At 75.4% G+C, this 16,741-nt stretch carries 17 protein-coding genes and 1 tRNA gene; 9 read left to right on the plus strand and 9 right to left on the minus strand.

All coding sequences use genetic code 11. From position 1 onward, the window contains the following. Positions 1–141: 141 nt before the first annotated feature. The 3 genes from ACFVS6_RS35835 to ACFVS6_RS35845 all read right to left on the minus strand — a co-directional run bounded on the left by ACFVS6_RS35835 (position 142) and on the right by ACFVS6_RS35845 (position 1,725). Positions 142–876: a class I SAM-dependent methyltransferase gene (locus ACFVS6_RS35835; RefSeq protein WP_389710703.1), complete on the minus strand. Its 735-nt coding sequence runs from the start codon at positions 874–876 to the stop codon at positions 142–144. A gap of 118 nt (positions 877–994) precedes the next feature. Then, the gene (locus tag ACFVS6_RS35840; RefSeq protein ID WP_389710705.1) at positions 995–1,351 is read right to left on the minus strand and encodes a hypothetical protein; all 357 of its coding nucleotides are present in this window, start codon (positions 1,349–1,351) and stop codon (positions 995–997) included. Between the two features lie 44 nt (positions 1,352–1,395). After that, a complete protein-coding gene (locus ACFVS6_RS35845; RefSeq protein WP_389710707.1) occupies positions 1,396–1,725 on the minus strand; it encodes a hypothetical protein in 330 nt (109 codons plus the stop codon). Between the two features lie 80 nt (positions 1,726–1,805). On the opposite strand from ACFVS6_RS35845, the gene ACFVS6_RS35850 reads away from it, so the two are divergent. Beyond that, a tRNA-Gly gene (locus tag ACFVS6_RS35850) sits at positions 1,806–1,885 on the plus strand. A gap of 21 nt (positions 1,886–1,906) precedes the next feature. Here ACFVS6_RS35850 and ACFVS6_RS35855 read toward each other — a convergent pair. Genes ACFVS6_RS35855 through ACFVS6_RS35865 form a run of 3 tightly spaced genes read right to left on the minus strand, consistent with a single transcriptional unit; the run spans position 1,907 to position 4,680 of the window. Then, positions 1,907–2,785, minus strand: coding sequence for an alpha/beta hydrolase (locus tag ACFVS6_RS35855; protein ID WP_389710709.1), 879 nt, complete (start codon positions 2,783–2,785; stop codon positions 1,907–1,909). Then, positions 2,782–3,510: an SDR family NAD(P)-dependent oxidoreductase gene (locus tag ACFVS6_RS35860; protein WP_389710711.1), complete on the minus strand. Its 729-nt coding sequence runs from the start codon at positions 3,508–3,510 to the stop codon at positions 2,782–2,784. The genes ACFVS6_RS35855 and ACFVS6_RS35860 overlap by 4 nt, the downstream gene beginning before the upstream one ends. 3 nt (positions 3,511–3,513) lie before the next feature. Beyond that, positions 3,514–4,680, minus strand: a complete 1,167-nt coding sequence (locus ACFVS6_RS35865) for an LLM class flavin-dependent oxidoreductase (RefSeq protein ID WP_389710713.1) — start codon at positions 4,678–4,680, stop codon at positions 3,514–3,516. A gap of 112 nt (positions 4,681–4,792) precedes the next feature. On the opposite strand from ACFVS6_RS35865, the gene ACFVS6_RS35870 reads away from it, so the two are divergent. Continuing rightward, the gene (locus ACFVS6_RS35870; RefSeq protein ID WP_389710715.1) at positions 4,793–5,380 is read left to right on the plus strand and encodes a PadR family transcriptional regulator; all 588 of its coding nucleotides are present in this window, start codon (positions 4,793–4,795) and stop codon (positions 5,378–5,380) included. Here the strand turns inward: ACFVS6_RS35870 and ACFVS6_RS35875 are convergent. Then, positions 5,299–5,895, minus strand: a complete 597-nt coding sequence (locus tag ACFVS6_RS35875) for a flavin reductase family protein (RefSeq protein ID WP_389710717.1) — start codon at positions 5,893–5,895, stop codon at positions 5,299–5,301. The two genes, ACFVS6_RS35870 and ACFVS6_RS35875, sit on opposite strands and share 82 nt — an antisense overlap. A 148-nt stretch (positions 5,896–6,043) precedes the next feature. Here ACFVS6_RS35875 and ACFVS6_RS35880 point away from each other — a divergent pair, with 148 nt between their 5' ends. Genes ACFVS6_RS35880 through ACFVS6_RS35895 form a run of 4 tightly spaced genes read left to right on the plus strand, consistent with a single transcriptional unit; the run spans position 6,044 to position 10,035 of the window. Further along, positions 6,044–7,627: a FadD3 family acyl-CoA ligase gene (locus ACFVS6_RS35880; RefSeq protein ID WP_389710760.1), complete on the plus strand. Its 1,584-nt coding sequence runs from the start codon at positions 6,044–6,046 to the stop codon at positions 7,625–7,627. Continuing rightward, the gene (locus tag ACFVS6_RS35885; protein ID WP_389710719.1) at positions 7,624–8,727 is read left to right on the plus strand and encodes an acyl-CoA dehydrogenase family protein; all 1,104 of its coding nucleotides are present in this window, start codon (positions 7,624–7,626) and stop codon (positions 8,725–8,727) included. Before ACFVS6_RS35880 ends, ACFVS6_RS35885 begins: the two co-directional genes overlap by 4 nt. A gap of 15 nt (positions 8,728–8,742) precedes the next feature. Next, positions 8,743–9,471: a VWA domain-containing protein gene (locus tag ACFVS6_RS35890; protein WP_389710721.1), complete on the plus strand. Its 729-nt coding sequence runs from the start codon at positions 8,743–8,745 to the stop codon at positions 9,469–9,471. A gap of 36 nt (positions 9,472–9,507) precedes the next feature. Further along, positions 9,508–10,035, plus strand: coding sequence for a pyridoxamine 5'-phosphate oxidase family protein (locus ACFVS6_RS35895; RefSeq protein ID WP_389710723.1), 528 nt, complete (start codon positions 9,508–9,510; stop codon positions 10,033–10,035). Here the strand turns inward: ACFVS6_RS35895 and ACFVS6_RS35900 are convergent. Together ACFVS6_RS35900 and ACFVS6_RS35905 are read right to left on the minus strand one after the other, a co-directional pair. Beyond that, a complete protein-coding gene (locus ACFVS6_RS35900; protein ID WP_389710725.1) occupies positions 10,028–11,362 on the minus strand; it encodes a DUF1906 domain-containing protein in 1,335 nt (444 codons plus the stop codon). The two genes, ACFVS6_RS35895 and ACFVS6_RS35900, sit on opposite strands and share 8 nt — an antisense overlap. A 377-nt stretch (positions 11,363–11,739) precedes the next feature. Further along, entirely contained in the window at positions 11,740–12,489 is a 750-nt protein-coding gene (locus ACFVS6_RS35905) for a hypothetical protein (protein WP_389710727.1), read from the minus strand. A gap of 130 nt (positions 12,490–12,619) precedes the next feature. On the opposite strand from ACFVS6_RS35905, the gene ACFVS6_RS35910 reads away from it, so the two are divergent. The 3 genes from ACFVS6_RS35910 (at position 12,620) to ACFVS6_RS35920 (ending at position 16,718) form a co-directional block, all read left to right on the plus strand. Further along, positions 12,620–15,547 (plus strand): AAA family ATPase, encoded by a 2,928-nt coding sequence (locus ACFVS6_RS35910; protein WP_389710728.1) that lies wholly within the window; start codon positions 12,620–12,622, stop codon positions 15,545–15,547. Positions 15,548–15,647: 100 nt separating this feature from the next. Further along, entirely contained in the window at positions 15,648–16,079 is a 432-nt protein-coding gene (locus ACFVS6_RS35915) for a hypothetical protein (RefSeq protein WP_389710730.1), read from the plus strand. A gap of 126 nt (positions 16,080–16,205) precedes the next feature. Beyond that, on the plus strand, positions 16,206–16,718 hold the full coding sequence (locus tag ACFVS6_RS35920; RefSeq protein ID WP_389710761.1) for a GntR family transcriptional regulator: 513 nt from the start codon (positions 16,206–16,208) through the stop codon (positions 16,716–16,718). The last annotated feature ends 23 nt before the right edge of the window (positions 16,719–16,741 follow it).

A 16,741-nucleotide genomic window follows, 5' to 3' on the forward strand; every position in this document is an offset into this window, starting at 1 on the left:
GCGGAGCCGACGGCCGGCACCGACCGCCGGCACGGCCCGGCCGGGGACCGGGTCGCGCCGCCGGTCCGTCGGCGGTGGGCGGACCCCGGCGGGCGGGGCGCGGCGTGCGCCGACCCGGCGGGCGGGCGTCGCGGCTCGGGGTCAGCCGAGGTGGGCCACGTGGAGGGAGACGACGTACGGCTCCTCGATCGTTCCGGCCGGGAAGAGGTGCTGGAGCCGGGTGCGTTCGGCGTCCATGAAGGCGCGGGTGGCCTCCTCGCCGAGGAGGAGGAAGCCGGAGTGGCTGGAGAGGTTGGCGAGGTGCGCGTCGAGGGGGATGCGGCGCGACCAGCCGACGGTCCGGGAGACGAAGTCGGCGCCGATGCCCTGCGGGAGGGTGCGGAAGTGGGTGGCGCCGTCGGCGGCGAAGAACGCGCGGATGCGGGCGCCCTGTTCGGCGACCCAGGGAACGGACTCGTCGGTGTCGTTCCACCAGATCGCGAGCGAGCCGCCGGGGCGCAGGACGCGTCGGGCCTCGGGGACGGCGCGGGCGGGATCGGTCCAGTGCCAGGCCTGGGCGTAGGTGACGAGGTCGAAGGCGCCGGTCGCCAGGGGCAGCCGGTCGCCGTCCCCGCGGACGACGGGGACCGCGGGGAGCGCCCGCCGGAACTCGGCGGCCATGCCGTCGCCGGGCTCCACGGCGAGCACCCGGGCCCCGCGCGCGTGCATCGGCCCGGTGCCGATGCCGGTGCCCGCCCCGACGTCGGCCACCCTGGCGCCGACGAGCGGCCGGCCGGACAGTTCCTCGACGGCGTCGTACAGGCCTTCGGGGTAGCCGGGGCGGTGCGCCGCGTAGAGGGCGGCGGCTCTGTCGAACGAGCGGGCGCGTGTGGTCATCCCCCCATTGTTCGCCCGTACGACCCCCGCCCACCAGCCCTTTCGGGCAACCGGGCGGGGTCCGGCGACGGGACTCGGACGGCGGGCGCGGACGGCGGGCACGGACTGCGGGCACGGCTCAGTGGAACTCGCTCACGACCTCGATGCGGCCGACGATGTGCGCGTTGAACTCGGGGAGCTCCTCGGCGGGGACCCACAGCTCCAGGATCGTCTCGCCGCCCGCCTGCCGGACCGGGTAGCGCTCCAGGAACGCGGAGTCCACCTCGAAGCGGGTCACGTAGCCGGCGCCGTCGTGCTTGACGTTCCAGTCCCGGGCGATGCGGGTCGCGTAGTCCTCGTTCAGCACCGGGTAGAAGATCGGCTGCTCGGGCAGTCGGGGCGGCCAGGCGCGGTTGTCGAGGGCGCGGACCAGGTCGAGCTCGACGGGGCCGGTGGGACGCCAGAGGGTGGTGGTGGGTGCCGTACGGGAGGACATGGGGACAGAACCTACGCGGTCAGGAGGTGGGCCGCGAGCGGGTTTCAGCGGCGGGAGGCCCCTCGCGAGAGGCGCAGCAGGATCACGCTCTGGAGCAGCAGCAGCGCCGCGAGACCGGCCCCGGCGGCCAGGGGTTCGGCCGGTTCGCCGTACTGCTCCCGGACGGTGGCGCCGAGCCGGGCGACCCCCACCGCGGTGAGGGCGACGAGGAAGCGGGCGGTGAACTCCGCTTGCGTTCCGTGCGGTACGGCGGAGCCGATGACGAACACCGCGAGCAGCACGGGGATCCAGGGTGCCCCGGCCTCGGACAGCAGCAGGGCGGCCCCGGCCTCCACGGCGAGGAGCAGGCAGGTGCGCAGGAGGAAGCCAGGCATGAACACATCATGCCGGACCCCTCCCGACGCCGGCCGGGTGGAGCCCGCCCGGCCACGTTCCGCCCAGGATCCACCACAAGGGCGGGGCCGTGGCACAGCGGTAGTTGCACCCCCCTGCCGGAGGGATCACGCCGGTTCGAATCCGGCCGCCCCGCCCCCACCACCCGCCGGGTCCCGGAGGCTACGGCGTTGCCGCCAGCCAGGCCGCCGCCCCGGCCCGGGCCGCCGCGCCCGCCGGCAGCGGCAGCCCGAGGAAGCCGTGGAAGACGCCCGGGTGGAGCCGGACCTCGCAGTCCACGCCCGCCTCCCCCAGCCGGCGGCCGTACGCCAACCCCTCGTCCCGCAGCGGGTCGCAGTCCGCGAGGACGATCAGCGTGCGCGGCAGTCCGGCCAGGTCCGGGGCGCACAGCGGGGACACGTGCGGGTGTGCCGGGTCGCCGCCGTACTGGTCCCAGTACCAGGCCATGTGGGCGGCGGTGTGGAAGTGGCCGCGCCCGTACGTGGTCACGGACCCGGAGCCCATCGAGGCGTCCAGCGGCGGGTACGCCAGCAGCTGTCCGGCGACGAGTTCCGGCGCCCGCAGTGCGGTGACGGCGGCCAGGTTGCCGCCGCTGGAGTCGCCCGCGACGACCACCCGCGCCGGGTCGCAGCCCAGCGCGGGCGCTTCGGCCCGGGCCCACAGCAACACGCTCAGCGCGTCGTCGGCCGCCGCCGGCCAGGGGTGTTCGGGGGCCAGCCGGTAGTCGGCCGAGACGATCACCGCGCCGGAGGCCAGGGCCAGTTCGCGGCAGAGCCGGTCGTGGGTGTCCAGCCCGCACATCACCCAGCCGCCGCCGTGGAACCAGACGGACAGCGGCCGCCCCTCGGCGCCCGGCGCGGGGTCGTAGACCCGTACGGGGACGCCCGCGGCGACGGTGTCGCGAACGGAGGCCACCTCCGGGCCGGGCGGGCCGGGCACGGCCGCCGCGCGCAGGGCGCTCACGTCACCGGGGCCGGGGAAGCCGGCCGTCATCGCGTCGCACAGCAGTCGGGCGGCCGGCGACAGGGAGTCCGCGCTCATCCGGCCGTCAGCCCCCCGTCGACCGTGAACTCGGCGCCCGTCACGTACGAGGAGGCGTCCGAGCACAGGAACAGCACCAGGTCGCCGACCTCCTCCGGCCGGCCCATCCGCCCGAGCGGCACGTGCGACCAGTCCCGGCCGGAGACGGCCCCGGCCACCATCGGGGTGTCGACGGCGCCCGGGTGCACCGAGTTGACCCGGATGCGGTCCCCGGCCAGGTCCAGCGCCGCCGATCGGGTCAGCCCGCGCAGGGCGAACTTGGTGGAGCCGTAGGCGGCGTGGCCGCGGATCCCGACGAGCCCGGCCGTCGAGGAGATGTTGACGATCGAGCCGCCGCCCCCGGCCCGCAGCAGCGGCGCCACGGCCCGGATGCCGAGGAAGGGGCCCAGCAGGTTGACCCGCAGCAACGTCTCGAACCCCTCGACGCTCTGCTGCTCGACGTGCGCGGTGCGCCACAGGGCGGCGTTGTTGACGAGCGCCGAGACCGTGCCGAAGGCCGATACGGCCGCTTCGGTCACCCCGGCCCAGCTCGCGGCGTCGGCCACGTCGTGGTGGACGAAGACCGCCCGGTCGCCGAGTTCCGCGGCGACCGCCCGGCCCTCCTCCTCCCGGATGTCGGTGACGACGACCCGCGCCCCCGCCTCCACGCACTGCCGGGCCTCCGCGGCGCCCTGTCCGCGCCCCGCACCCGTGATGACGACGACCTTCCCGTCGAGGGAGACCACGGCTCAGCCCTCCAGCGCCGGGGAGGCGCCGGCCGCGTCCCGTGCTTCCAGGGCGCGGAAGTGCGGGATGACCTTCTCGCCCCACTGACGGATGGTCTCCATGCACACCTCCTGCGGCACGGTGCCCATCTGGATCAGGCACATCACCTCGTCGACGCCGATCTCGCGGAGCTGCTCCACGTAGGCGATGGCCGTCTCGGCGCTGCCGTAGGCGTGTTCCGCGTTGTAGGTGCCGGTGTCGACCGGGCGGGCCGGGATGTTCGCCTCGTGGAGTCGGGCGACGAGTTCCTCGCGGCCCTGGGCGAGGGCAGCGACGTGCGAGGCCGCGTCCTCGTCCTCCGCGTAGCCGGTGGGCGCGGGGGCGTTGCCGTACCAGTGGGCGATGGACTCGGCGAAGAACCGTTGCCCTCGGGTGCCCAGCCGCAGGGCCCGTTCGGCGTCGTCGAGGACGATCGTCGGGCACAGCGCGGAGAGGTGGTCGTTGACCTCGCTCGACACCAGGCGCTCGCCGGTGCGGGCGGCGATGGCCTCGTCGTAGACCTTCCGCATGGCGCGCACGTCGTCGGCGCCGGCGAAGCCCATCACCAGGGCGCCGATGCCCAGTTCGGCGGCGAGCTTGAGGGTGTCGTGCTTGGAGCAGGCCATGAACAGCGGCGGGTGCGGGTCCTGCACGGGCCGGGGCAGGATCGCCCCGGGTCCGATGTCGATGGAGCCGTGCCACTCGAACTCCGGCTCGCGCCAGGCCGCGGAGAAGATCCGCAGCGCCTCCTCCATCTGCGGGTAGGTGTCCTCGGGCCGCACCCCGTACATGGACATCTCCTGGCGGGTGGCCCCGCGGCCCGCGCCGATGTCGACGCGGCCCCCGGACAGCACGTCGAGCATGGCGGCCCGCTCGGCCACGCGGACGGGGTGCTGGTAGCCGAAGGGCATGGTGACCACCCCGTGGCCGATGCGGATCTTCCGCGTCCGGGCGGCGACCCAGGTCAGGAAGATCTCGGAGGCGCTCATGTGCGCGTACTGGGTGAGTGAGTGGTGTTCGACCGCCCAGATCCGGTCGAAGCCCATCTCCTCGGCGTGGACCGCTTGCTCGACGCAATCGTGGATGACCTGGCGTTCGCGTTCGGGGGTGGGGTCGACGAGCTGCGCCTCGAAGATCATCGAGAACTTCACGGTGAGGTTCCTCCGTCCGGGACCTGTGCATGTATTTCTAATAGGAATACTTCTAGCAGTCACACCCTTCGGAGGGAAGGGCAGTGCGGGGAGCGGTCGTAGACTGCGCTGCGTGGCAGACGAGACGAACAAGCAGACGCTCCCCGCGACCAGCTGGGCGGTGCTCGGCCTGCTCTCCTTCGGCGAGGAGCTGTCGGGCTACGACCTGAAGAAGTGGTCGGACTGGTCCCTGCGCTTCTTCTACTGGAGCCCGTCCTTCAGCCAGATCTACAGCGAGCTCAAGCGGCTGGAGAAGGCCGGCTACGCCACCTCGCGGTTGATCGCCCAGGACACCGGCACCCGCGACAAGCGCGTCTACCGGATCACCGACGAGGGCATGGCGGCCGTACGGGAGTGGGCGCGCGAGGCGCCCGTGGACCCGCCGGTGCTCAAGCACGGACCGATGCTGCGGATGTGGCTGGGCCACCTGCTGGAGCCGGAGCGGATGCGCGAAGTACTGCTCGGGCACCAGGAGTTCGCCGAGAAGATGCGCCGTCGGGCGGTGGCCGACACCGAGGGCGCGAAGGACGAGGCGGCGTGGGCGTACCCCGCGCTCACCCTCAAGTGGGCCGAGCGGTACTACGCCTCCGAGCGCGACCTCGCCGCGGCCATGCTGGAGGACATCGACGCCCTCCCGACGGAGCCGGGCAAGCGCCCGTAGGTCCGCCGGAAGTAGAGCAGGGGCGCGCCGTCGCGGTGCGCCGTGAGGGTGGTGACCCGGCCGAGCGCGATGAGGTGGTCGCCGCCGTCCAGCACGTCCTCCAGGGCGCACTCCACGGTCGCGAGGACCCCGTCGAGCAGGGGCGCGCCCGCCGCACCCGGCCGCCAGGGGACGTCGGCGAACTTGTCGCCGCCCGTGACGGCGAAGCGGCGGCACAGCTCCTCCTGGTCCGCCGCCAGGATGTTGACGGCGAAGGCCCCCGCGGCGCGGATCCGCGGCCAGGTGGCCGAGGTGCGGGCCGGGCAGAAGCAGACCAACGGCGGGTCGAGCGAGACGGACGAGAAGGACTGCACGGCCATCCCGACGGGGCGGCCGTCGCTCCCGCACGCCGTGATGACGGCGACGCCCGTGCAGAAGCTGGACAGCACCGTCTTCATGTCCGCGTCCGCGGGGCCGGAGGGTGCGCGGGGCGGGCGGGGGTCGGGCGGGGTGGACGCAGTGGCGAGGGTCGACATGAGGGGCCTCCCGAGAAGGTTGTTCCTACTAGGTATATGCCTAACCGAAACAGCTGTGATTGGATACCGCCCACGCTCGCTCGTCAAGTAGGGAGGGTTCGTGACCAGCCCCCGCCAGACCCCGCAAGTGCCCCCGCCGACACCGCGGATGACCCCCGCACCGCCCCCGCCGCCCGCCACCCTCGCCCTGCTCCCCCAGTACGCCGCCGCCGCGTACGGGGAGCGCGAGGCACTGGCCGACGGGGAGGTCCGCTGGAGCTTCGACCGGCTGGCCGCCGAGATCGCCGCCGCCTCCCGCGCGGCCGTCGCCCACGGCATCCGACCCGGCGACCGGGTCGCCGTCCAGGCCCCCAACAGCCGCCACTGGATCACCGCCGCACTCGGCGCGGTGGGCGTCGGCGCGGTCCTCGTACCGGTCAACACCCGCTACAAGCCCGCCGAGGCCGCCGACATCATCCGCCGCAGCGGCGCCCGCGTCCTGTTCACCGAACGCGGTTTCCTCGGCACCGACTACGCCCGCGACCTGCACGCCTCCGGCGAGGACCTCGGGTCGCTCGCCTCCACCGTGATCCTGCGGGGCGGCAGCGGCCCCGAATCGTACGGCGCGTACCTCGCCGCCGGGGAGTCCGTGCCCGATTCCGAACGCGAGGCCCGGGCCGCCCGCGTGCGTCCCGAGGACCTCGGCGACCTCCTCTACACCTCCGGCACCACCGGCCGACCCAAGGGCGTGATGACCACCCACGGCCAGAGCGTGCGGCTGTACGCCTCCTGGTCGGACCTGGTCACGCTGCGCACCGGCGACCGGTACCTGCTGGTCAACCCGTTCTTCCACACCTTCGGCTACAAGGCCGGGATCCTCGCCTGCCTGCTGCGCGGGGCCACCATGCTCCCCGAGGAACGCTACGACGCCGACCGCGTCCTGACCCGCATGGCCGCCGAACGGGTCACCTGCCTGATGGGCCCCCCGACCGTCTTCCACGGCCTGATCCACCACCCCGACCGGGCCGCACACGACCTCTCCGCGCTGCGCCTGGCCGGTACCGGGGCCGCCTCCGTGCCCGCCTCGCTCGTCGAGGAGATCCGCGGCGAGCTCGGCGCCCCGGAGGTGTTCACCGCCTACGGACTGACCGAGTCCGGCGGCGTCGTCTCCGTCTGCCCCACCGACGCCGACGCCCGGACCGTCGCGCACACCGTCGGCCTGCCCCTGCCCGACACCGAGGTCCGCGTCACCGGCCCGCTCGGGGCCGTGCTGCCCGCCGGGGAGCCGGGCGAGGTGCAGGTCCGCGGCTACCACGTCACCCCGGGCTACCTGGACGACCCGGCGGCCACCGCCGAGGCGATCCTGCCCGGCGGCTGGCTGCGCACCGGGGACGTCGGCGTCCTGGACGCGCGCGGCTACCTCTCCATCACCGACCGGTTGAAGGACATGTACGTCGTCGGCGGCTTCAACGCCTACCCCGCCGAAGTGGAGAACGTCCTGCTCACCCACCCCGCCATCGCGGACGCCGCCGTCGTCGGCGCCCCCGACGAGCGCCTCGGCGAGGTCGGGGTCGCCTTCGTGGTGACCACCGCCCCGGTCACCCCCGAGGAGCTGACCGCCTGGACCCGCGAGCGACTGGCCAACTTCAAGGTGCCCCGGCGCTTCACCCTGCTGCCCGAGCTCCCGCGCAACGCGGGCGGCAAACTGCTGAAGGCCGGGCTGCGCCGCACCGCGCGAGGGGAGTCCGCGTGAGCGCCCCCGACCCGACGCCCCTCGACCCGACCCCGGAGCAGGAGCAACTGCGCGACGCCGTACGGGCGGTCCTCGCCCGGCATCCCGACCACGCGGCCTGGGCCCCGCTGACGGCGCAGGTCGGCGCGGCCGCGCTGGCGGTGCCGCCCGAGTACGGCGGCCTGGGCTGCGGGCCCGCCGAGACCGGGGTGGTGATGGCGGAGCTGGGCCGCGCGTTGAGCCCCGTACCGTACCTGGGCTCGGCGGTGCTGACCGTGGAGGCCCTGCTCGCGGCCGGGGACCGGCAGGCCTGCGAGGAACACCTGCCGCGGCTCGCGGAGGGCTCCGCGGTGGGCGCGCTGGCCTGGGCGGAGGAGCCCGGAGGGGGCGGTGGGCGCGGCAGTTGGGAGGCCGCCGACCTGCGCACCCGGGCCGAGCCGGACGGCCGGGCGGGCCGACTCCTCACGGGGGTCAAGCGGTACGTACTGGCGGGCCCGGCCGAGCCCTCCCTGTTCCTCGCGTTCGCCCGCGACGGGGACACCGGCCGCCTCGGCCTGTACGAACTCACCGCCCCGCCGGCCGGGTTCACCGTACGGTCCACGATGGACCCGAGCCGGCCCCTCGCGGAGCTGACCCTGGACCGCACCCCGGCCCGGCTGCTCTCCGCGCACGGCGGGGCGGTCCTCGACCGGGTCCGTGACGCGGCGTGCACCGCGCTGGCCGCCGAACAGGCGGGGGCCGCCGGGCGGGCCCTGGAGGTGACGGTCGCCCACGCGAAGGACCGCCGGCAGTTCGGCCGTCCCATCGGCTCCTTCCAGGCGGTCAAGCACCGCCTCGCCGACATGCACACCGCCGTCGAGACCTCCCGGGCCCTCGCCCTCGCGGCGGCCGTCGCCGGCGCCCCGCCGGAGCTCGCCGCGGCCGCCCGGTCCGCCTGCACGCGGGCGTTCGCGTACGTCGCGGGCGAGATGATCCAACTGCACGGCGGCATCGGCATCACCTGGGAGCACGAGGCCCACCTGTTCTTCAAACGGGCCCACGGAAGCGGACAGTTGTTCGGGACGCCGGCCGCGCACCGGGAACGGCTCGCCGCGATGCTCGGATTCGCGCCCCCGCCCTGACGTACGCTCGGAGCCATGACTGGCAGCGCGATCGACCTCCGCAAGGTGCGGGAAACCGCTCCGTCGCTGGTGAACCTGTACAAGAGCGCCGGGATCTCGCTGCGCAAGCACGACCTGGAGGGCGTGCGCGCCGCGGTGTACCTGGTCCTCGACCACTCCGGGTCGATGCGCCCGTACTACCGCGACGGCAGCGTCCAGGGCCTCGCCGACCGGGTCCTGAGCCTGTCCGCGCACCTGGACGACGACGGCCGGATCCCGGTGGTGTTCTTCTCCACGGAGGTCGACGCCGTCGAGGAGATCACCCTCGGCGGGCACGAGGGCCGGATCGACGCGATCGCCGCGGGCCTCGGCCACATGGGGAAGACCTCCTACGACGCGGCGATGGATGCCGTCATCGACCACCACCTGGACTCGGGGACGAGCGAACCGGCCCTGGTCGTCTTCCAGACGGACGGCGGCCCGCTGAGCAGGCTCGCGGCGGAGAGGTACCTGTGCAAGGCGGCCCGCCTCCCGCTGTTCTGGCAGTTCGTCGGCTTCGGCGACACCCGCAGCAGCCAGTTCGACTTCCTGCGCAGGCTGGACGAGCTGCCCGTCCCCGCGAAGCGGGTGGTGGACAACGCCGGCTACTTCCACGCCGGCCCCGACCCGCGCGCGGTCACGGACTCCGAGCTCTACGACCGGCTCCTCGGCGAGTTCCCGGCGTGGCTCGCCGCCGCCCGCGCGGCGGGGATCGTGCGCGCCTGACCGCCCGTCGTCCACCCCGGGCGCTTTGATGGACGGATGACGACGAACAACTGGTCCGCCTTCGAGAAGGCGGAACCCGAATTCGCGGCGGCCGTCCGGGCCCGCTTCGCCCGGTTCCCGCACCACGTCCTCGCCACCCTCCGCAAGGACGGCTCCCCCCGGGTGGCGGGCCTCAACGTGGAGTTCCGCGGCGGCGAACTGTGGCTCGGCATGATGGCGGGGTCCATGAAGGCCATGGACCTCCGGCGCGATCCGCGGTTCGCCCTGCACACCAACCCGGGCGAGGGCGAGACGATGCCCGACGGGGACGTACGGATCTCCGGGCGGGCCGTGGAGATCGTCGACCCGCCCGAGCTGCACCGCTACGCGGAGGAGACGGAGAGCCCGCACCCCTTCCACCTCTTCCACGCCGACCTGACGGAGGTCGTCCACATCGGCGTGGACGGCGACGACCTGGTGGTCCGGTCGTGGACCCCGGCGCGCGGCGTGCGCACCCTGCGCCGGGGCAACGACGACGAGCCGCCGCGCGAGGACCCGCCGGGCGACCGGCCCGCTGTCAGCTGAGCGCGGGGAGTCCGCCGACGGGGCCGAGGGCGGCCGGGTCGACGTCCAGCCAGTTCCGGTCGATGTTCAGGGTCACCCCGCCGTACGAGGCGTCGTGATCGCCCCGGAACTGGTGGGCCCGGCGCGGGCCGACCCATTGCGGGGTGCGCCCGGACAGGCCCATGTCCTTGTCGGAGACGGAGGCCGCGCCGTTCCACTGGGCGCCCCACAGGACGTCGGGCATGGCCTGCGGCGCCTGGTGGTAGTGGGCGCTGAGCGCCTTCACGCCGGAGCTCGCCGCCACGTACGCCCCGGACCGGAAGCCGCGCTCGTGCAGCCGTACCGTCCACGCCGTGAGGTAGGCCACCGAGGGGGCGTCCCAGGTGGCGCGGTCGGAGTAGTTCTCCAGGTCGTTGTAGAGCACCGTGCCCTCGGGCAGCCCCAGGGAGCGGGCCGCGTCCACCGCCCCGTCGGCGGCGGCCCGGCCCTGCTCGTTCGCCCGGGAGGGGTCGGTCGACAGCCCGGTGCTCTTGCTGTGCCAGGGCTGCGGGCCCACCCAGATCGGCATCAGGTGCCAGCCCGCGGCGGCCTGCCGGCGGACCCAGGCGGCCGTCAGCTGCGGCTGGGCGCAGGCCCGGGCCCGGCCGCCGATGTAGACGCCGACCGCCCGGAACGGGGACCCGGCCCGCCAGCTGTCCATCGAGCGCTGGGTCGGGGCGGTGCAGGCGTCGAACCCCTCGCCGGTGAACGCCTCCTGGGCGGAGCGGGGCGCGTGGACGGCGGCCGGGGCGGCCGTCGCGACGGGAGCGGCCGGCCACGACCGGACGGCGGCGCCCCCGGCCCCGGCGTCGGCCCCGGCCCGGGTCCGTGCGTCCGCGACGGCCCGCGCCAGGAGGGCCCGTACGGTGTCGGGCGCGGCCCCGTACGAGAGGGTGGCCATCACCCCGGTGCGGCGCAGGGCGTACCGCACCTCGTTGCTGTCGCCCTCGGTCGGGGGCAGGGCCCGGCCCCCGTCGACCGCGAGGGTGGGGATGTCGGCGCGCGGCGGGGCTCCGGCGATCGGCTCCAGGTGGAGGGTGTCGGCTCGGGTGGCGGCGGCCCGGCCGGTGCACTCGCTCTGGGTGCCGGCGTGCCCGAGGTAGAGGGTGGGCACGTCCAGCCGCAGGCAGGCCTCGGGGTGCCGGTCCAGGTCGATGACCCGCCAGTCGGCGGGGAGGGCGAGGCGCAGCCCCTGGTAGTCGACGGTCCGCTCGTCCGCGGCGGCGGCGACCACGGCGGGCGACAGGGACGCGACGGGCAGCAGGAGGGCGACGCCCAACAGGCGGCGCAGCAGCGTTCGGGAGGGCATGGGGCCCAGAGTTACCAGAGTGCGCGGCCGCCCCGCCGGGCCGGCGACCGGGCCGGATGGTCCGTCCGGCCCCAGGGCCCCTCCCCCGGAACGACCGCCGGTTGCGGGGTTCCTGACGCGGCGACGGGAGGGACCGCGCCCCCGTCACCCGCACGAGCGAACCGGCCCTCCGGGCCGCGTCGGGACGCCGATCGGACCCCGGGCGCGGGCCGGGGGCGCGGCCCGGGCCCGGATCCCGGACCGGAACCGGAACCGGAACCGGAACCGCGACCGCGACCGCGACCGCGACCGCGACCGGACGGCGTGCACCCCCGTGGCGCGCCGTCCGGTCATTCGTCCGCCCTGTCACCCGTCCGTCGGGGCTGCCGTCCGTCCGGTCAGCAGGACTTCGGGTCCGTGGGCGGCACGAAGACCGCGTCGAGGGCCCGGTCCGTGTCGATGTCCACCGAGGTCCAATCCAGCGAGACGGCGCCACCACTGCTGAAGCTCAGCTCTTCCGGGAGGTCCGCCGTGGTGATCTCCTCACCGACGTAGACGACGGACAGGGTGCCCGAGCACTTCTTCGCGGCGGGCGGCTCGCTCCCGCCGTGGGCGAAGCCCTCTGCCGGCCCCACGCCGACCGTGACGGTGTTGATCGGCGCGTACTCGAACGCGTACCGGTCGGGCTCGGCCGTCGGCCGCGCGCCGAGGCCTCCCGTCAGGGGCGGCAGGGTCGGCCGGGTCGACGCGGGCGAGGGCTCGACCCGGACCCGGGTCGTCTCGACCCAGAAGTGGCTCACCTTCACGGGGACCGGCTCGCAGGACCGGTCCTCGTCCGCCGGGAAGATCATGATCCCGTCGTCCAGGATGAACAGGGCCGGGTCCTGGGGGCGGTCTTCGTGCTTCAGGTTCTTGAGGTAGCCGAGGCGTTGCGCGTCGTCCATGCCGGCCGTGGGCACGCAGGGCGGGGTGGGCGACGGACTCGGGGTGGGCGACGACACGGGCGGCGTCGCGGGGGCGTACGTGGTGGAGCTGGACGGCTCCGCCCTGACCAGGGGGTCGCCCCCGCAGCCCGTCACCGCCAGGAGCGGGACGGCCAGGAGCGAAGCGGTCAGGAACGGTACGGCGGACACGGGTAATCGGCGCATGCGGCCTCCTCGTCGGGCGCGGCCGGGAACTCCTTCGATGCTCCCAGTCGGCCCCCGGCGGCGGCATCCGTAGGACCGCCTACGTATCCCCGGACGCGATTGCGGGTACCGCTGTCCCCGGGGAGGCGCGATGCTGCACGGAACGACGCCACTGGTGGGCCGGGGGGCCGAACTGGACCGGCTGGACGCGGTGATCGGGGGCGCGGGCGCGCCGCCGGGCATCGTCGACCTGACCGGGGCGGCGGGCATCGGCAAGAGCCGGCTGCTGACCGAGGTGTGCGGGCGGGCCGCCCGGCGCGGGCTGACCGTGCTGCGCGGGCGGGCCACCGAGTACGAACGGCACATCCCGTTCCGGGTGTTCGCCGACGCGTTCGCCGATCTGGACCCGGAGCTGCTGCACGGCCTGGCCGGCGGGACCCGGACGGCCCCGGTCCTGTCCGCGACGGGGGCCGGTACGGGCGGCCGGGAGGGGGCCGCCGCCGACCGGTTCGCCGCGCACCGGGCGACGGCCCGGCTGTTGACCGAGCTGGGCGGGCGCGGCGGGGCCGGGCTGCTCATCGCCCTGGATGACCTGCACTGGGCCGATCCGGCGTCCCTGGAGCTCCTCGACCACCTGGTGCGCCACCCCGTGCCCGCCCCGGTGATCGTCATCGGGGCGCGGCGGGACCGGCAGACCTCGCCCTCGTTGGACGCCGCGCTGACCCGGGGCATCGACACCGGCGCCGTGCTGCGGCTGGGCCTCGGCCCGCTGCCGGAACGGGACTGCGTACGGGTGCTCGCCCCGGCCCTGCCGCCCGCGCGGGCCGCCCGACTGTACGCCGCCAGTGGCGGCAATCCGCTGTACTTCCTCACCCTGCTCCAGGGCCAGGCCACCGGGCCCGCCGTCCCGACGGGCGGCCTGACCGCCCTGCTGCTGGACGAGCTGACCCCGCTCACCACCACCCAGCGCCGTACCGCCGAGGCCGTGGCCCTGCTCGGCGACCAGGCGACCACCCCGATGCTCGCCCTCACCGGCGCGGCGCCCGGGACCGGCCTGCCCGCCGCCGACTCCGACGGCGGTGCCCGCGCCCACGCCGACCTCGACGCCGACCTCGACGTCCTGATCGGCCGGGACCTGCTGCGCCCGGGCCCCGGCGGGAGCTGGTCCCTGCGGCATCCGGTGCTGCGGTCCGTGGTGTACGAGAACACCGAGCACCGGCGGCGCACCGGCATGCACCGGCGGGCGGCCGCCGTGCTGACCGGGGCGAACGCGTCCGCGTCCGTACGCGCCCACCACGTGGAGCGGGCGCTCACGGGCTGGGACCCCGGGGCGGCGGCGACCCTGCTGGAAGCGGCCGACGAGTCGCGGACCACCGCGCCGGCGAGCTGCGCCCACTGGCTCGGGGTGGTGTTGGGGATGCTGCCGGACACTCCGGAGCACGGCGCCCGACGCCGTGAACTGCTGCTGCGGCGCGCCCGCGCGCTGAGCGTGTGCGGCGAGCTGCGGGAGAGCCGGAGCGTGCTGTACGAACTGATCGCGCGGGCCGACGCCGACGAGGACGGCGCGCTGCGGGCGGGCGCCGTGACCCTGTGCGCCGCGATGGAACGCCACCTCGGGGACTACGCGGCGGCGGTGGCGCTGCTGCGCCGCGAGCTGTCGCGCGAGCCCGCGCCGGCGCCGGCCGACGCGCTGGCCCTCGGTCTGGAACTGGGCTCGTCCGCACCGCACGCGCTGGCCTATTCCGAGGTGCGGGGCGACGTACTGCGCACCTACGGGTTGGCGCTGCGGCTGGGGAACGAGCCGGCGGCGGCGGAGGCGCTGACCACGGCCGCCCTCGGGGAGACCTACGGCGGTGACCCGGCCACGGCCCGCACGTTGGCCGATCGCGCGGCGGCCCGCGTCGACGCGCTGGCCGGTCGTGAACTGCCCGAGCTGTCGGAGTCGTTGGCCCGGCTGGCGTGGACGGAGTTCTACCTGGACCGGTACCCGGAGGCGGAGCGGCACGCCGACCGCGGGCTGGCCCTCGCCCGTCGGGTCGGTCCCCTCCACCTGCTGCCGCACCTCCTGTTGTGCAAGGCGGTCGTGCACATGAACTCCTGCCGGCTGGTGTCGGCGCTGGAGCTGTGCGACGAGGCCGAGAGCATCGCCCGCGGCATCGGCAGCGACGAACTCCTCGCGCTGGTGGTCGGCAACAAGGCCCAGGTGATGCTGGCGGCCCTGCCGCCGGGCGACGGCGCCGCGCTGGCGACGGCCGAGGAGGGGGTCGCGCTGGCCGGGTCGCGCAGCAGTTGGTGGACCTCGCTGGCCTGGTGCGTGCTGAGCTACGCCTCGCTGTACGCCGGGGACCACCGGCGGGCCCGGGCGGCGATGCTGCGGGCCGGTCGGGGCCCGGAGCTCGCGGGGCTGCAGCCGACGATGCGGCCGCTGTTCCTGGAGGCACTGGTCCACTCGGCGGTCGCGGCGGGCGACCTGACGGAGGCGCAGGACTGGGCCGATCGCGCGGCGGTGGACGCCGAACGGTTGGGGCTGGCGGCCCAGCGGGCCTCGGCGCTGCGCAGCGCGGGCGCCGTGCTGGCGGCCCGGGGCGAGCCCGGTCCGGCGGCGGAGCGCTACTTGCGGGCGGCCGGGGAGTCGGCGCGCGCCGGCGCGACCCTGTGGGAGGCGCAGGCCCTGCTGACGTGCGCCACGTTGACGGGCCTGGCCGGTGACCCGGCAGCGGCGGCGGCCCTGTGGCGGCGCGGTCGGGGGCTGGCGGAGGCGGGCGGGGCCCGTCTCCTGACGGGGTTGGCGGACCTCTTCCCACCGCCGGAACCCGCGCCGGAACCCGCCCCGGCGACCCCGGCGGCGGAGCCCGCGCCCCCGGCCCCGACGGCGGCCCCGCTCCCGCAGCTCACGCCGCGCGAGCGGCAGATCGCCGCCCTGGTGACGGAGGGCCTGACGACCCCGGCCATCGCCGCGCGCCTCTACCTGAGCCCGCGCACGGTCGACACCCACCTCGCGCACATCTACCGCAAGACGGGCGTCACGACACGGTCCGCCCTGGCCGCCCTGGCCGCCCGGTCGGCACCATCTCCGTGAACCCCGGTCGCGCCCCCGTCCGTCCGGCTCCGGGGGTGTTGTCGGTGGGGCCGGTTAGCGTGGTTCGCGTCGAACACGTTCGCGAACTCATGGGGGAAACATGAAGCACACGCACGCGTCCGGGGCCCGTGGGGCGGTCACGCTCGCGGCCGCCGGCGCCGCTCTGGCTATGACGCTCGGGGCCGGCCAGTCCCATGCGGGCGAGGAACTCATCGGGTATCCGGGGCCGGACGGCCTGATCTGGGTCCAGGAGCAGGTCGGTGACGGCGGCTTCGTCTCGGGCGGGCTGGCGCCGTGGCTGGACGGCTTCACCACCTTCGCCTGCGAGGGCGGCGGCAGCATCGAGGTCACGTTCCGTCTCGACGACCACCCCGACCGGAATCCGGCGCCCTTCACCCTGGACTGCCCGTCCGGCAGCCCGGCCCGTGTCACCGTCCCCCTCGGCACCGGCCTCAAGGGCGGCTTCGGCGCCGAGGTGAAGGCCTCGTCCCCGTCCGTACGCTGGGGCGCCACGGTGGTCCAGCCGGAGTAGCCCTTCCCGTCCGCTCCGCGCCCACCGGCGCCGCGCGTACCGTGGGCGCGTGAGCGGGCACAGCTCCGAGGAGGCGACGTGAGCGGTGTGGGCGGCGTGGGCGGCGGCGACTGGACCGGTACGTCGATGCCGTACCTGACTCCCCGGGCGTCCGGAGCCGGCGACGCGTGGGCCGAGGAGGCGCGGGCGGCGGGCCGTCGAGGGGGTCAGCGCATCGTGCACGCCGGGGAGGTCCCGGCGCCGGAAGCCGCCGCCGTCCTCCTCGGCCTGACGGCCGGGGACCCCGTCGTGGTGCGCCGCCGGGTCATCGAACTCGACGGCGAACCGACCGAGTTGACGGACACCTACTACCCGGTGGCCATCGCCGCGGGCACCCCCTTGGCCGGCGTCGCGAAGATCCGTGGCGGAGCCGTGACCCTGCTCGCCGCCCTCGGGCACACCGGGGTGCGGGTCGTCGAGGACGTGACGGCGAGGATGCCGAGCGCCGGTGAGCGCGAGCTGCTGCGCCTCGGCCCCGGCGAACCGGTGCTGCGGCTCGCCCGCACCACCCACGACGCCGCGGACCGGCCGATCCAGGCGGACGTGATGGTGATGCCCGCCGGCCGCGGGCGGTTGCGCTACGAGATCCGGATCGGGTGAGGGACCGGCCGGTAGGCCGGCCG

The sequence above is a fragment of the Streptomyces sp. NPDC057939 genome, from assembly GCF_042887545.1.
In the GTDB taxonomy this organism is placed as follows: Bacteria; Actinomycetota; Actinomycetes; order Streptomycetales; family Streptomycetaceae; genus Streptomyces.

Bases quoted from the DNA above. Each gene is read 5' to 3' on its own strand.
- ACFVS6_RS35835 (WP_389710703.1), bottom strand. From the start codon at position 876: ATGACCACACGCGCCCGCTCGTTCGACAGAGCCGCCGCCCTCTACGCG.
- ACFVS6_RS35840 (WP_389710705.1), bottom strand. From the start codon at position 1,351: ATGTCCTCCCGTACGGCACCCACCACCACCCTCTGGCGTCCCACCGGC.
- ACFVS6_RS35845 (WP_389710707.1), bottom strand. From the start codon at position 1,725: ATGCCTGGCTTCCTCCTGCGCACCTGCCTGCTCCTCGCCGTGGAGGCC.
- ACFVS6_RS35855 (WP_389710709.1), bottom strand. From the start codon at position 2,785: ATGAGCGCGGACTCCCTGTCGCCGGCCGCCCGACTGCTGTGCGACGCG.
- ACFVS6_RS35875 (WP_389710717.1), bottom strand. From the start codon at position 5,895: ATGTCGACCCTCGCCACTGCGTCCACCCCGCCCGACCCCCGCCCGCCC.
- ACFVS6_RS35880 (WP_389710760.1), top strand. From the start codon at position 6,044: ATGACCCCCGCACCGCCCCCGCCGCCCGCCACCCTCGCCCTGCTCCCC.
- ACFVS6_RS35890 (WP_389710721.1), top strand. From the start codon at position 8,743: ATGACTGGCAGCGCGATCGACCTCCGCAAGGTGCGGGAAACCGCTCCG.
- ACFVS6_RS35895 (WP_389710723.1), top strand. From the start codon at position 9,508: ATGACGACGAACAACTGGTCCGCCTTCGAGAAGGCGGAACCCGAATTC.
- ACFVS6_RS35900 (WP_389710725.1), bottom strand. From the start codon at position 11,362: ATGCCCTCCCGAACGCTGCTGCGCCGCCTGTTGGGCGTCGCCCTCCTG.
- ACFVS6_RS35905 (WP_389710727.1), bottom strand. From the start codon at position 12,489: ATGCGCCGATTACCCGTGTCCGCCGTACCGTTCCTGACCGCTTCGCTC.
- ACFVS6_RS35910 (WP_389710728.1), top strand. From the start codon at position 12,620: ATGCTGCACGGAACGACGCCACTGGTGGGCCGGGGGGCCGAACTGGAC.
- ACFVS6_RS35915 (WP_389710730.1), top strand. From the start codon at position 15,648: ATGAAGCACACGCACGCGTCCGGGGCCCGTGGGGCGGTCACGCTCGCG.
- ACFVS6_RS35920 (WP_389710761.1), top strand. From the start codon at position 16,206: ATGCCGTACCTGACTCCCCGGGCGTCCGGAGCCGGCGACGCGTGGGCC.